This is a genomic window from Pseudomonas sp. NFIX49 (genome assembly GCF_900115915.1).
Taxonomy (GTDB): Bacteria; Pseudomonadota; Gammaproteobacteria; order Pseudomonadales; family Pseudomonadaceae; genus Aquipseudomonas; species Aquipseudomonas pharyngis.
In genome coordinates this window covers 530,714-545,345 of record NZ_FOYE01000002.1, presented here as the reverse complement: position 1 = coordinate 545,345, position 14,632 = coordinate 530,714, and the positions used below count along the sequence as shown (strand labels likewise).

10 protein-coding genes are annotated in these 14,632 nt (G+C 60.6%); all 10 read right to left on the bottom strand.

Annotated elements, in window-relative coordinates; genetic code table 11:
- Window positions 1-8 precede the first annotated feature (8 nt).
- A complete protein-coding gene (locus tag BMZ46_RS06970; RefSeq protein WP_039769445.1) occupies window positions 9-1,574 on the bottom strand; it encodes an MBOAT family O-acyltransferase in 1,566 nt (521 codons plus the stop codon).
- 208 nt (window positions 1,575-1,782) lie between these two features.
- Window positions 1,783-2,907 (bottom strand): mannuronate-specific alginate lyase, encoded by a 1,125-nt coding sequence (locus BMZ46_RS06965; RefSeq protein ID WP_074691168.1) that lies wholly within the window; start codon window positions 2,905-2,907, stop codon window positions 1,783-1,785.
- A gap of 8 nt (window positions 2,908-2,915) precedes the next feature.
- Window positions 2,916-4,367 carry an alginate O-acetyltransferase gene (locus BMZ46_RS06960; protein WP_074691169.1) on the bottom strand — a complete coding sequence of 484 codons (1,452 nt, stop codon included), beginning with the start codon at window positions 4,365-4,367 and terminating at the stop codon, window positions 2,916-2,918.
- 10 nt (window positions 4,368-4,377) lie between these two features.
- Window positions 4,378-5,949 carry a mannuronan 5-epimerase AlgG gene (gene algG / locus BMZ46_RS06955; protein WP_074691430.1) on the bottom strand — a complete coding sequence of 524 codons (1,572 nt, stop codon included), beginning with the start codon at window positions 5,947-5,949 and terminating at the stop codon, window positions 4,378-4,380.
- Window positions 5,950-5,975: 26 nt separating this feature from the next.
- Complete coding sequence (locus BMZ46_RS06950; RefSeq protein ID WP_074691171.1) at window positions 5,976-7,463, bottom strand: alginate export family protein; 1,488 nt, start codon at window positions 7,461-7,463, stop codon at window positions 5,976-5,978.
- Window positions 7,460-8,866: an alginate biosynthesis TPR repeat lipoprotein AlgK gene (gene algK / locus BMZ46_RS06945; RefSeq protein WP_074691173.1), complete on the bottom strand. Its 1,407-nt coding sequence runs from the start codon at window positions 8,864-8,866 to the stop codon at window positions 7,460-7,462. The genes BMZ46_RS06950 and algK overlap by 4 nt, the downstream gene beginning before the upstream one ends.
- 9 nt (window positions 8,867-8,875) lie before the next feature.
- A complete protein-coding gene (locus BMZ46_RS06940; protein WP_074691175.1) occupies window positions 8,876-10,045 on the bottom strand; it encodes an alginate biosynthesis protein Alg44 in 1,170 nt (389 codons plus the stop codon).
- 35 nt (window positions 10,046-10,080) lie between these two features.
- Window positions 10,081-11,562, bottom strand: a complete 1,482-nt coding sequence (gene alg8, locus BMZ46_RS06935; RefSeq protein WP_163974069.1) for a mannuronan synthase — start codon at window positions 11,560-11,562, stop codon at window positions 10,081-10,083.
- Between the two features lie 106 nt (window positions 11,563-11,668).
- The gene (locus BMZ46_RS06930) at window positions 11,669-12,985 is read right to left on the bottom strand and encodes a nucleotide sugar dehydrogenase (RefSeq protein ID WP_011332560.1); all 1,317 of its coding nucleotides are present in this window, start codon (window positions 12,983-12,985) and stop codon (window positions 11,669-11,671) included.
- An 810-nt stretch (window positions 12,986-13,795) separates the two neighbouring features.
- Window positions 13,796-14,575, bottom strand: a complete 780-nt coding sequence (yaaA, locus tag BMZ46_RS06925) for a peroxide stress protein YaaA (RefSeq protein WP_011332561.1) — start codon at window positions 14,573-14,575, stop codon at window positions 13,796-13,798.
- Window positions 14,576-14,632 lie beyond the last annotated feature (57 nt).

Here is a 14,632-nt window from a genome sequence, read left to right as displayed (position 1 = left end):
CAGATCCCTCAGAACTGGAAGTAAAGGAACGGCGAGAAGCTTTGCGCCGAGAGTTTGAGAATCGAGGCGATGAACAGCAGCAGGATCAGCCCGCGCATCACGTAGCGCGACCAGTCCGCGGTCCAGTAGGCCGGTTGCACCTGGGCTTCGACGCCGACGGTGTAGCCGGGCTCGTGGATGCTCGCCGGGTTTTCGCCCGGAGCGGCCTTGATCATTCCCGGCGTCGCCGTGGCAGGGCCATTGGCCTCGACGTTGACCTCAGGTTTGGTCTTGGCCGGCGGCTGGTTGGTGTACAGATCACGCAGGCCGAAGAACGCCAGGGTCACGTAAGCCACCACCAGGGTCGCCACTTGCAGACCGGTGAGGCTGGCCTGGTTGAGTTCCGACAGCGACCAGTCGCCGAAGCTGAACATCGCGCCGTACATGCGGCCGGCGACGTGCAGGTTCTCGGCGCGGAAGATCACCCAGCCCATGACCACCAGCAGGAAGGTCAGCGCCCAGCGGATCGGATTGAGGCTGCGCGGCGCGGTGTTGAGGCCGAGCATTTTTTCAATCGCCAGCCACATGCCGTGCCACGCACCCCAGACGATGTAGGTGATGTTCGCGCCGTGCCACAGACCACCGAGCAGCATGGTCAGGAACAGGTTGCGATAGGTCATCAGCGTGCCTTTGCGGTTGCCGCCAAGCGTGATGTACAGGTAGTCACGCAGCCAGGTCGACAGACTGATGTGCCAGCGGCGCCAGAACTCGGTGATCGACTGGCTGATGTACGGCTGCTTGAAGTTTTCCATGAAGCGAAAACCCATCATCAGGCCCAGGCCGATGGCCATGTCGCTGTAACCGGAGAAGTCGAAATACAGCTGCGCGGTGTAGGCCAGCGCGCCGAGCCAGGCATCGCCCGTGGTCGGGTTTTGCAGGGCGAAGCAATGGTCGGCCACCACGGCGAGGGTGTCGGCGATGAACACCTTCTTGATGAAACCCTGCATGAACCGCGTGCAGCCCTCGGAGAACTTGTCGAGGGTGTGGGTGCGGTTGTTGAACTGATCGGCCAGGTCACGGAAACGCAGAACGGGACCGGCAATCAGGTGCGGGAAGATCGCCACGAACGCCGCGAAGTCGATCAGGTTGCGGGTGGCCGGGGTATCGCCGCGGTAGACGTCGATGATGTAGCTGATCGACTCGAAGATGTAGAACGAGATACCGATCGGCAGCAGCACGTGGGTCAGGATGAACGGCTCAAGGCCCATCGAGGTCATGATCGCGTTGATGCTCTCGACCCCGAAGTTGGCGTACTTGAAGTAGCCGAGGATGCACAGGTCCACCGCCACGCCGAGCAGCAGCCAGCGCTGGGCCGGTTTGGTGCGCACGCCGGCGGCGCCGACTTTCAGGCCGATCCAGTAGTTCCACAGGGTGACGCCGGCGAACAGCGCCAGAAAGTCCACCCGCCACCACGCGTAGAACACGTAGCTGGCGATCAGCAGCAGCAGGTTGCGATAGCGTTGCCCGCTCAGGTAGTACAAGCCGAGAAAGATCGGCAAGAACAGAAACAGGAACACGTTGGATGAAAATACCATCCCGATCTCTCCATGTTTGAACCAACAGTCAAGGGCCAAAGCCCCCCCAAACCCCCCGTGGTGCTGGAGGGGTGAAACAGTCCTGCGATCGTTCCCACGCTCTGCGTGGGAATGCCTCAATGGACGCTCTGCGTCCGCTTCGGCATGGGACGCGGAGCGTCCCGGGCTGCGTTCCCACGCAGAGCGTGGGAACGATCAGCGGTCAGTGTCAGGAACCTTTGTTGCCCTTTTCATGGGACGGGTCGTAGACCTTGGTCAGGTCGCCGCCGAGGCGGAAGGTCTTGAACGGCTGCATGCCGTGTTTTTTCTCGATCACATCCGGCGAACAGGTGTAGAGGGTGCAGAACGGTTCGAGCCAGGCGAATTTCATGTCCTCTTTCAGGTCGGTCATGTCCTGCTCTTTGCCGTTCTTCTTCTCGAACTGATCCGGGTCTTTCACTCCGGCCAGCACCCGGTCACCCAGGCGTTTCAGCGCGCCGTTGTTTTCCTGACGCAGATCCACACCGTTGACCTGGGCGAAACTGGCGATCATCGCCAGTGGCGGCAGGGCGTAGTTGTGATAGGCGAGGGCGCGTTGCTGGCGCTTGAGTTCGTTCGGCAGGAAACCGTCGGCATCGACTTGATTGACGCCGACCTTGTATTCCTTGACTGCCCAATCGAACAGGTCGCGGCGGTTGGTCGCGACCGCTGTCGCCATCACCGACCACGCGGCCCAGTACGAGTGGTTGTTGGTTTTTTCCAGCGGCAGGTTGTCCCAGTCGCTGACCACCTGATCGGCCATCTTGCTGAACCAGGCTTCGATCACCTGGGCTTCCTGCTGATGCTGGGCCAGCGGATGGGAGTCGGAGAACTTCAGGCGAATGTACGAAGACGCCATGCTGCCCAGCGCCCATTTGCGCATCGACTTGCCGGTGTGGTTGAAGTCTTTCGACATCAGCGCATCGGCCTTGGCCCACGCGGTGAGCCAGTTGAGCGTGCAATCGAGCTGTTCCGGGCGACCGTCGCGCATGAACTGCATCACCCGTTTGGCAGTGCCGCGTTCCAGGTTGGTGATGTCTTTCGTGGTGTCGCGAAAGGCTTTTTCCGACTGCACGTTCAGCGTCGCGCGAGCCTTGTCCGAGCCTTCGTATTTGCTGCGAAATTGCAGCGGGCCGGTGTAGGGCGTCGGCATCGCATCGCAGCCTTCGCTCTTGTCGCCGGTCTTGAATTTATCCACAGGCGCAAAATAGCCCTGTGGCGGACGCAGTGGTGCGGCGGCCTGCGCGGTGCCGGCGAAGATCGCCAGCCCGAGCAGCGTCGGCGCCAAAAGAGTTTTCAGTTTCGGATTTCGCATAGCAGACCTCATTGCCCGACCTGAGCGGTTTGTTGCCCAGCGCCCGGGAATACGTTGCGTTTGCAGATTTTCGCTTCGACTTTCTGTGGCGCGGTGCCCGCTTCCGGGCCCTGGACTTCGACCGCCAGCAGGTTTTGCGAGGCCCAGTCTTCGTCCGTGCGCAACTCAAAGGCGAAACGACCGTCGGTATCGGAGGTTTCCGGTTTCTCGATCTTGATGTCCTCGTGGCGACCGTTCATGTACCAGAGGGTGGCTTGCAGGGTTTTCACCGAGGTGTCGGCGAAGCGGATGTCGACCTGGTGGCTGCTGTTCTGCAGGTTCAGGTTCTTGCTGTTGACCAGCAGTTCTTGTTTGCCGCCCGGCTTGAGCGTGGTGCTGGCGGACATTTGCGCCTCTTTGCCTTCGCAGCCGTTGTCGAGCAGCGCCATCATCTGGCGATAGATGGTTTCCTGGTCGAGGCGGTACAGCGGCGAGAATTCCCAGATGAGAATTTTCGGCGGCGTCTTCTGGAATTCGTCGCTGCCCAGGTACTGCAGCATCGAACCTTCCAGACCGCCGCCGGGGAACGCGACGTTGAGAATGTCGGCGCCGATGGCTTCTTCGAGGAAACCGGCGAAGTTGTAGTTCTTGCCGCTGTGCGAAGTGCCCACGAGGGTGATCTGCGGATTGCCGGAATCACCGAACAGGTCGCCGTCACCCGCTTCGCCTTTCGGCTCGGTGGTGAACTGGTCCATGTACTGGATCGCGTAACTGGTGCCGCACAGTTGCCCGGCCATGTTGTGCAGGGTGCCGGTCTTGCCCATGCGCCCGGAGCGTTTGGTTTCGAACTCACGCTTGGGAATGTCGGCGAAGGCCGGAATCTGCTTGACCTTCTCGGCGACGATTTTCGCCGTGCGCTGGGCGCCATACGGGGTCCAGTGCTGGTCGCCGCGGAAGTAGAAATCGTGGGCGGGCAGGGTCTCCGGTAGCGACTCGTTGGTCAGTGGCGACAGGTCCGGCACCACGTAACCCATCTTGGCGAAACGGCCGAGCATGGTCTTGTAGTTGCCCAGCGCTTTCTCGTAATCGAACGCGGCTTTTTCCGCCGGGTTGAGCTTGTTGCGGTTCACCAGGCCACGGGTCGGCTGGTAGACGATCACCAGTTCGACGCCTTTGGCCTTGAACGCATCGTGCAGCTGTTGCAGGCGCTTGTAGCCGGCCGGGGTGGTGTTGAACTCGGTGCGCAGGTCTTCCTGGGTCCGGAACAACCAGTCGCCCTGCGCTTGCACCAGAGTGGTGAAGTTCTGCTGATAGCGCGTGGTGTAGTTCTTCGCGTCATGGGCGGCCGGGCACAGGCTGCAGCACGGTTCGGCGGTGAACGTTGGCGCTTTCACTTCGTCCGCGCGGGCGCCGTTGCCGGCCGCCAGGATGCCCACGGTCAGGGCCGACAGGCTGAGTAATTTGATCAGGTGTGGGTGCATAAAATTATCCTCAGTCCTGCAATTCGGTCTGGCGTTCGACAGGGTCGATCAGCACGGCTTTCTGCTGGCGCACCAGCAGGTCGAGAATTTCATCCTGGCGCTCGCCGAGGATGCCGTTGAAGCTGATGCCGCTGGATTTGGTCGGCGCCAGCATCGACACGCGATACAGCTCGACACTCAACGGCGAATCGATCGACAGCGGGCCGCTGCCGTTGGCCGCCAGTTCACCGCCGACCACGATCAGCGAGACCTGGGCGTCGAACGGGTCAAGCTTGATGTCACGGTCGGTGTCGGTCAGGTCCTTGATGTGCCCGTAGACGCCGGTCAGGCCGTTGGCCATGGCGACGTTTTCGTAGAGGCGGATGTTCACGCTGTTACGAATGCGGATGCCGTGGCGCTTGTTGCTGATGACCTTGTTGCCCCACAGCAGGTTGTCGGCGGACTCGTAGAGGGTGATGCCGTCGGTGTGGTTCTTGTAGATCTCGTTGTAGGCGATCAGGTTGTTCACGCTGTTACGGTCGATCACCAGCCCCGAGAGGTGGTTGTCGTAGCTTTTGTTGTTGAAGATGAAGCTGTCGTTCACTTCACGGGAAATGATGATCCCGTGCTTCTTCTTCGTGCCGTACACCGTGTTCTCGGCAATGATCAGACCGTGGGAACGGTCGTGCGGGTCGATGCCGTAGACGATGTTGTCCTTGTAAGTGTTGCCCTTGACCACGAAGTCGCGGGTCTCGTAGCAGTAGAAGCCGTACCACATGTCCGAGAACTCGGAGCCGACGATCCAGCCGGTCGGCTCGGGACGCTTGAGCACCTTGGCCATGTTCGGCGTGTACTGGGAAATACTCACCCCGTAGGACTTACTGTTGGCGTAGCCGAAGCTGGCCATCTTGCTGTTGACGATGTAGGTCTCGGTGCCGCCCCAGGCCAACAGGAACGGGCGGAATTCCTTCGGCGAACGGAAGGTCGCCGGGCCGTTTTCCTTCTCGCGCCAGCCAGTGACCTTGGTATCACGCACGAACAACTGGCCGTCGTTGACCAGGAACGAACCGGCCTCCTGGGACAGGCGCAACTCCTGGGTCTGGCCGTCGATTTCGAGGATGCCTTTGCGGCCGACCACGATCGGCAACTTGGCCAGGTAGACGCCCGGCGAGGTTTCGCTGAAGTACTGCTTGGGCAGTTTCTGCGCCAGCTCTTTCAGGTTCATGTAGCCGTCGTCGACGAAGATCGCCTGCGGGATGCCGTGCTGACGCACCACCCATTCGGCCATCTTGTTGTCGCCGCCGATGAAGTCCTTCAGGGCGTCTTCCTGCATCATCCGGCGCACGCTGATCTTGCCCGGTTTGCTGCGCACGATTTTCGCGGCGGTGGCTTCGGCGGTGTAGCCGGAGAGGTCGGGCAATTTCGGCTTGGCCAGTTCCAGCGCTTCGGTCGGCGCGCTGCTGACGGTGTAGGTCTTGGCCTGTTGCAGCTCCTTGGCGGTGGTCGCGGGTTTGGCCGGTTCCACACTGGCGAAGGCGCCGGCCGAGGCCAGCAGCATCGCGCCGGCCAGCAGGCTGAGTGAGCCTTTGCGGGCACTGTTCATGTCGGGCACTCCCTTGGCGGTCAGCATCAGAAGCGCCAGATCACGTCGATGAACGCGCGGTGCATGTACGAATCGACCTGGCTGCCATAGGCGTCACCCGGCTTGAACACGCCGCCTCGGAAACGCACCAGCGCCGACGGTTCGTCGATCGACTGGCTCAGCGCCGCCGGCAGCAAGCCTTGCTTGAAGTACTTGGTGACCACCAGATCCATTTCCTGGCCCAGATCCTTGTTGCCGTCCTGCAGTGGCAGGGAAGTGCTGGAAAGGATCGCGCCGGTGACGTCGTCGGTGTTGTTCTCCACGGCGTTGATGCCGTTGCTGCCCACCGGCTTGTTGCCGTCCACACGCCAGAACTTGTGGTAGATCAGGCTGGCGTCGTACTGGTCGTTGAGCATCCACGAACCGAACAGGGTGGCGGTCTGCATGTTGTTCATTTCGCCACGGAAGGCCTCGCCGAAACGGTGAACCCGCGAGCGAGTACCGGTGTAGTTCGAGCGGTTGCTTTCCAGGCCGTTCTGTTCGTAATCGGCGCTGGCACGGGCATACGCCGCACCGACCTGCCATTGCGGATCGAGGCGCAGGCGCACACCGATATCGGTGGCCCAGCCGTCGACGTTGTCACTGCGCTTGGCTTGCGCCGGACGAGTGCCGTCGGCGTTGAGAGCGTTGACCGTATCGCGGTCGCCGCTCATGCCGGTGATGCTGCCCCAGTAGTTGACGGTGTTGGTGTTGCGCCAGTTGTAGGCGTCGCTGTCAGCGGTCAGGCCGAGCCAGCTGATGTCGCCGTTTTCTTTCTTGTCCAGCGAATCGCCGGCCACGCCCGGCTCCGGATAGTCGAGCTTGCCGTCGTCGTGGGTGTGGTGACCGCGAATCCCGACCCAGTTGCCCGGTGTCCACTGGTAAGCGGCATCGGCGTAGGCGTGCAGGCGATCCTTGTCTTTCGGCGCCAGCTCTTTCAAGTCGGTGCGGTATTCGCTGAAGCGTTCGGCGACACCGGCGTTGGCGCGCAGCAGGGTGGTGTCGAAGGTCCAGTTCAGGGCTTCGATGTTGGTGTCGCGCCACTGGCCGTCGTCGTTGCGCAGGCGCTGGCGACCGAACTTGAGGATCTCGCCGGGGTAGGGCGTCAGGCCGCTGTAGCCGACCCAGAACTCACGCATCGCCAGGTAGTTTTTCTTGGTCTTGCGGTCGCCGTTGTCGGTGGTCTGGGTGCCGTCGCTGTCGGACTGCTGCAGGGTATCGGTCTCGATGATGTCGGTCGAGGTCACGGCCTGGCCCATGGCGTAGGCGCTCCACGCGCCGCTTTCGCCGTAGACCCACGGGCGCAGGTCGAGGCCGAGGCCGTTGACGTCGCCGCCGCTGGCGGTGCCGAGGTCGCGGTCGTCTTCGGACTGGCCGGTGATTTTCACTTCGAGGCCGAAGTTCTTCGATTCAGTCATCGCAGCCAGGGTCGGGCAAGACCAGATCAGCGCGAACGTGAGGCCAATGCCGGCCTTCACAAAGGGATTCAATTTCATGGTTTTTCCTCGCCGTCTTCTTCTTGCAGGGCGTGCAGTTGCAGCGTGTTCTGGCTCAGGGCGCCACGGGTCGCCTGTTCCTGTTGCAGCAGGCGCCGGGCTTCGGCCAGGCGCTCGGGCGGCAGTTGGGCGGCGAGGGTGGTCGCCAGCTCATCGGCTTGCGGGGTGTTTTGCGCCTTGGCCAACTGGCTGAACACATAGGCATTGAGCGGGTCGGGCTTGGTGCCCTTGCCTTGGGAAAACAGCTGGGCGATGGCGAAATCGGCGCTGTTCTGGCCGTTGCGCGCAGCGGTCAGCAGATGGTCGAGGGCCTTCTGCGGATAGACCTTGCCCAGGTAGCCACGGCGGTAGATCTGGCCGAGGTAGTAATCGGCAGCGACTTCGCGGCCGACGGCTTTCTGGAAATGTTCCTCGGCGACTTTGGCGTCGGCCGGGACCAGTTTGCCTTCGTAGTAGAGCTTGCCCAGCAGCAGTTCGGCGCGCGGCTGATCGGCGGCGCGGCCGTTGTCCAAGTACTTCATCATCTGGTCGACGTCGCCCAGTTCCGGGAAGTCGTAGAGCAGTTGCGCGAGGGTGACCCACGACGCGGGGTAACCCGGCGCGATCGGCTCGAGCAGCGACTGCGCGGTTTTTTCGTCGGTCTTGCCCAGGGTCGAATCGGCCAGCACACGGGCCACGGAGTCCACCCGCTGAGCACTGACGGTGCCGCGGCTGTAACCGGCCTGCAGCTGCTTGATCAGTTCGGCCTGTTGCTCCGGCGCGCCACGTTTCTGATAGACCGTGGCCAGCTCGACGTAGCAGATGTCGGTGGTGTTGAGCGCGGCCTTGCAGATTTTTTCCACGTCATCCAGATGCTGGTCGTAAGTGCCCTGGGTGCGATACAGCAGCACTTGTGCGAGACCTGCTTCCGGGTAACCGGATTTGCGCCACTGGTCGATCTGCTGCTGGGCATTGATGTTCGGGAAACTGTGCGGGTATTGCAGGTACAGCATCGCGAGCGGGATCAGTGTGTTGCCTTCGCCACTGGCGGCGGCTTTCTTCAGCAGGCTTTCGGCTTCCTGATGCTCGGCCTCGGTGGAGCCGGGCTTGGCCACCAGCAGACGACCGAGCCGGGCCTGGGCACGCGGCGAAACACTGGCGGCTGCGCGGTAGGTGGCTTCGGCCTGTTTCATTTGTTCCGGATCGCGGCTGTCGACCTGGATATCGGCGAGGCCCACCTGGGCTTCGCTGTAACCCAGATCGGCCAGCGCACGGTAGTTCTGCGCGGCGGTCGCGGTGTCACCGCGCTTGAGCGCTTCGTTGGCCAGACGCTGGTCGGGCAGGCCGGCGCAACCGGCCAGGGCGATTGCCATGGCCAGCGTCAGCGGGACCGGCAGGATTCTGATAGGGCTCGTCACGGGCATGTCCTCGACTTAAAGACCGGCAGCCATGGCTTTGTCGATCAGCCAGTTCAGGTTCGGACCACGGTCGCTGTTGACTTCCACCGGGCGGCCGGCGAAGCGGCTGTCCAGCGGCTCGTCAGGCTGGATCTGCACACGGATGTCGGAGGACAGGTCGGCACTTTTCAGGCTGGTGCTGCTGACGATCTTGCCGGTGCGGGTCTTGTCTTCGCCGGCGATCTGGAAGCTCACCGGGGTGCCCGGACGCACGTCGCCGAACTGGCGATAGGAGAAGCGCGCATCGACGGTGGCCTGGGTGTTGCGCGGCACCAGCTGGAAGATCACGTCGCCCTTGCTCGCGTATTGACCGTCGGCCACCAGTTGCTGGGCCACGGTGCAATCGCACGGCGAGGTCAGGGTGCCGGTCATCTGCTTGCCGAAAAGTTCTTCAACCTTGGCCGGAGACAGTTGATCTTCTTCCAGGTGACCTTTGAGTACGTCGAGCATGCTGGTACTGAACGTTGCCAGTGGAGCGCCCTTGGCGGCGACGCCGTCGGACTTCACCAGGCTTTGTACGGTACCGTCGCGCGGCATGGTGATGTTCATCCCCGGCACGCTGACCAGACCGGCCTGCGCATGGCTGACGAAGTACATGCTGTACACCGATTTGAAAATGAAACCCGCCGCCACCAGGCCGACCGCGAAGATACCGGCGCTGAACGTCACCGCTTTCAGACGCCCGAACGGGGTCATGCCGGAGTCGCCGTCCTTGACCTTGCGGGCCTTGGTGAAGTTGTCGCGCTGCAGGGTTGCCAGCACTTCGCCGATGCTGACGATGTCGCCGGCCAGGTGCGAAGTGATCAGGTGGCGCAGGGTGGAAATGTCCTGCGGCTCGAGGTTCTGGAACTGGCAGCCAGCACGACCCGTCTGGCGGTCGTAGGAGCGCACTTGCAGTTCAACGTCCATGGCCAGGCCGAGGTTGTCGATGACGAACTGCAGACGCGCCTTGTACACCTCGCCGACGGTCAGCGGCAGTTGTCCGGCGTTGAACGCCAGACCACCGGCGGACAGGTCGAGGACCCGCGCTTCAACCGGACTCCGGTCGGGGCCGAAGAAACGCAGCTTGGCCGGGATTTTCACACGGGCGTGCTGGCGCTGGGCTTCGGATTCATGCACTACGTTGGCGTTGACGGCGGTATTCATGGGGGCGATTTCCTTGTTAATTCAATAGGGGCAGGTCAGACCATCATCAGCAGCACGGCGACGAAAATGCTGCCGGCGGAGAAGGTCATGGTCCGAGACGACCAGGTGTTGAACCAACGTTGAAAGCTGGCGAGATCACGGGTCAGGGAAGTGGGTTGGCGAGTCCAGGATTGTTGGTCGAGGCGGAAGAACACGTAGATCTTCACCAGCGCACCGACGATCTGGTTGTAATAGAGAATTGCCGGGTAAGCCGGGCCGATCCGGTGGCCGGAGCAGGACAGCAGCAGCGTCAGAATCAGACGGGTGATGCCGATCCACAGCAGGTAAACCAGGATGAACGCGGTGCCGTACTTGAAGCTGGCGATGATTGCCACGGTCAGGCCGAGCAAGGATGTCCACATCGATACGCGCTGGTCGAACAGCACCACCGAGGTGAAGGCGCCGAGGCGTTTTACACCCAGACCCAGAGCCCGGGAGTTCTGGCGCAGGTTGTTGCCGTACCAGCGGAACATCAGTTTGCGGCTGGCCTTGATGAAGCTCTTTTCCGGCGGGTGTTCAACGGTGTTGATCGCCGCATCCGGCACGTAGAAGGTGTCGTAGCCCAGGCGCATCAGGCTGAACCAGCTCGACTTGTCGTCGCCGGTCAGGAATTTGAAACGGCCCAGGCGCCAGTGTTGCAGCGAGTCGCTTTCAACGTCGGCGATGAATTCCGGGTTGGTGACCACGGTGGCGCGGAACACCGACATGCGCCCGGTCATGGTCAGCACGCGTTTGGACAGGGCCATCGAGCACATGTTGATGTGGCGCTGGGCGAAACGCAGCTTGTGCCATTCGCTCATGATGTAGCCGCCGCGCACTTCGCAGAATTCGTTGGTGGTCAGGCCGCCGACGTTGCCGAACATCTGGAACCACGGCACGGTTTTGCGCACTACGCCTTCGCCGAGCACGGTGTCGCCATCGATCACGGCCACCACGGCGCGGTCGTCCGGCAGGTGACGGGAGATCGCGCGGAAACCATAGGCCAGGCCATCGCGTTTGCCGGTGCCGGGAATGCGTACGAAGTCGAGTTTCACGCGGTCTGGCGGATTCATCCGCGCCCACAGTGCCTTGACCAGCAGCTCATCGGACATTTCGACGATGGAGCAGACCACGGTGGTCGGCAGTTCGCAGTCGATGGCTTCGCGGATCACCGAGCTGTAAACCTGCGCGGTGGTCAACGCGTCGATGCGGAAACTGGTGACCATCAGAAACACATGGGACGGGTCCGCCGCCTTACCCAGCTTGCGAACCTTGCGGCGCAGGTGCGGGTAGACGATGTAGAGAAAAATCATGCCGCGCACAAAGTGCGTGGCACCCATCGAGTAGCGCCAGATACCTACGGCGCCAATCAGGAAAATGAAGTCCTTCGACTCGGAGTCGAATGTGGACGTGGGCAGCATCAGGGCCAGGCCCATCAGCAGGCTCAGAAACAAAAGCCAGCCGGCGGATTGCAGAAAAAAATGTTTGAGCTTGGACATGACCGTCATCCGAAGGTGATGGGAGCTTTAAGCGACAAGCTTCAAGCTTCGAGCTGCAAGTGAAACGCTTTGGCTTGCAGCTCGAGGCTTGTCGCTTAGGGCCGAGTTACCAGCAGATGCCTTCAGTGCGGCTACCGGCACTGGTGGCCTTGGACATGAAGCCCACCAGGTCGATCACCTGCTTGCCCTGCGGCGCTTCTTCGGCGAGGGCGCGGAACTTCTCGTCGCGGTTGCCCAGGATGATCACGTCGGAGTTGTCGATCACCGAATCGAAGTCCGAATTGAGCAGGGACGATACGTGCGGGATCTTCGACTCGATGTAGTCCTTGTTCGCGCCGTGGACACGGGCGTACTGGACGTTGCTGTCGTAGATGCTCAGGTCGTAGCCTTTGCCGATCAGCATCTCGGCCAGTTCCACCAGCGGACTTTCGCGCAGGTCGTCGGTGCCGGCCTTGAAGCTCAGGCCCAGTAGGGCGACTTTGCGTTTGTCGTGGCTTTCAACGATGTCAAAGGCGTTCTGCACTTGCGATTCGTTGCTGCGCATCAGCGAGTTGAGCAGCGGCGCTTCGACGTCCAGGGAACCGGCGCGGTAGGTCAGGGCGCGCACATCTTTCGGCAGGCACGAACCGCCGAAGGCGAAGCCCGGGCGCATGTAGTACTGGGACAGGTTGAGGGTCTTGTCCTGGCAGACCACGTCCATCACTTCGCGGCCATCGACGCCCACCGCTTTGGCGATGTTGCCGATCTCGTTGGCGAAGGTCACTTTGGTGGCGTGCCAGACGTTGCAGGTGTACTTGATCATCTCGGCGACGGCGATGTCCTTGCGGATGATCGGTGCGTCGAGTTCTTCGTACAGCGATTGCAGAACGTCACCCGACGCCTTGTCGAATTCGCCGATGACGGTCATCGGTGGCAGGTCGTAGTCGGCGATCGCGGTGGATTCACGCAGGAACTCTGGGTTGACCGCCACGCCGAAATCGACGCCGGCTTTCTTGCCGGAGCAGTCTTCGAGAATCGGGATGACAACGTTTGCCACGGTGCCCGGCAGTACGGTGCTGCGCACGACGATGGTGTGACGGGTGGATTTTTCACGCAGGACAAAACCGATCTCGCGGCACACCGCTTCGATGTAGTTCAGTTCCAGGTCGCCGTTCTTCTTGCTCGGCGTACCGACGCAGATCATCGACAGGTCGGTGTCGCGAATCGCTTCGGCGAAGTTGGTCGTACCGCGCAGACGACCGGTCTGGATACCTTGTGCGAGCAACTCACCCAGGCCCGGTTCAACAATGGGAGATTTGCCAGCGTTGATCATGTCGATCTTGTCTTTGGCAACATCGACGCCCACCACGTCGTGGCCCCGAGCAGACAGGCAACCGGCACATACTGCGCCAACGTAACCCAAACCAAATATGCTGATGCGCATCGCAATTACCTCTGTATATATCAGGCCTTAGAGGGCCGGAGTTAATGGTGTTCAGCGTTCATTAGTGCACTCGAAAGTGCGGCATACAGGCGCCACAATGCCGTGTGCAGGCATACTAAGTTTCGAGTGTCTAAATAAGTGCACTCAAGATGTGCGTAACCAGGCCTTGTTGTTATGACGTGCCCTGTTATGCAGCCGATCTTCTTTGGAGAAGACTCTTGTGCAATCGTCTTGCGCGCTCGATGTCAGGATGAAAGTCCCGTAAATCAAGCGGTTGGGTGCTCAGGCGAGCACGTTTATAAGGGCGCGGCCATGGCCTTTGTAGGGGATATTAATGGTTCGTATCTCCTGTCCATCGTCTGCTTTGAGACTAGTTAGTCATCTAGGCAAGTTGCTGTGACAACTTGGTTACATGGCTATCTGCTCCGCGTAAGTTATCTCGTACAAACTCGGCGAGAATCGTTACCGGTGGTATGAGCTATGCATTCGGACGAAGTTCCTGTCCGCTCATCGCGAAATCTGAAATTTCTTGAAATATTGTCAGAGATGGCACCAGTATCAATTTGATAGCAATTTCGTTTTCGACCTTTAATAACAGGCGAAAAATCACGTTAGATAGTTTTGTGCCACTACAGTGAAAAAATTTAGGTGCCACTACTGAAAAAAATGATCAGTGTCGAGTGAAACTAATCTTAGAAACGGCAGGGAGGTTTTTCTGGCGCCATTAAAATGGCGAAATGTGGCGAGGGTTTTTTGACATCGTGCGAGCTGCACGACTCTTCATATAAAGAGTCGTGCATTAGGCATGCTTTATTCGGGGGCGTGATCGCGTAGAAACACCAGATTATCCGGTTTCGATTGCTCGGCGCTGTAGCGATAACCCTGCACATCGAACTGTTTGAGCAGGGCCGGATCGTTGATTTTTTCCTGGATCACGAAACGGCTCATCAGGCCTCGGGCCTTTTTCGCGTAGAAGCTGATGATCTTGTATTGGCCGTTCTTCTGATCCTTGAATTCGGTGTTGATGATCCGCGCGTTCAGGGCCGTGCGCTTGACCGCCGAGAAGTACTCGTTGGATGCCAGGTTCAACAGCACGTCATCGCCCTGATCGGCCAGCGCTTCGTTCAGCCACTCGCTGATGCGCGTGCCCCAGAAGGCGTACAAGTCTTTGCCCCGGGCGTTGGCCAGTTTGGTGCCCATTTCCAGGCGATATGGCTGCATCAGGTCGAGCGGGCGCAGCAGGCCATAGAGGCCGGAGAGCATGCGCAGGTGTTTTTGCGCGTAATCGAAATTGGCTTCACTGAAGGATTGCGCGTCGAGACCGGTGTAGACGTCACCCTTGAACGCGAGCAGCGCCTGCTTGGCGTTTTCCGGTGTGAACGCTGGTGTCCAGCTGCCGAAACGCGCGGCGTTGAGGCCGCCGATCTTGTCGGACACGTGCATCAGTTCGCTGATCTGCGCCGGGCTCAGTTCGCGCAGTTGCTGGATCAGTTCCTGGGAATGGTCGAGGTATTGCGGCTGAGTGAAGCGCTGGGTCGCCGGCGGTGTTTCGTAATCGAGGGTCTTGGCGGGGGAAATCACCATCAGCATGAAGTCGTCTCCTTTAATCGTGGGGGCGATTCTAGGGGGTTGGGGCGGATGACTCCA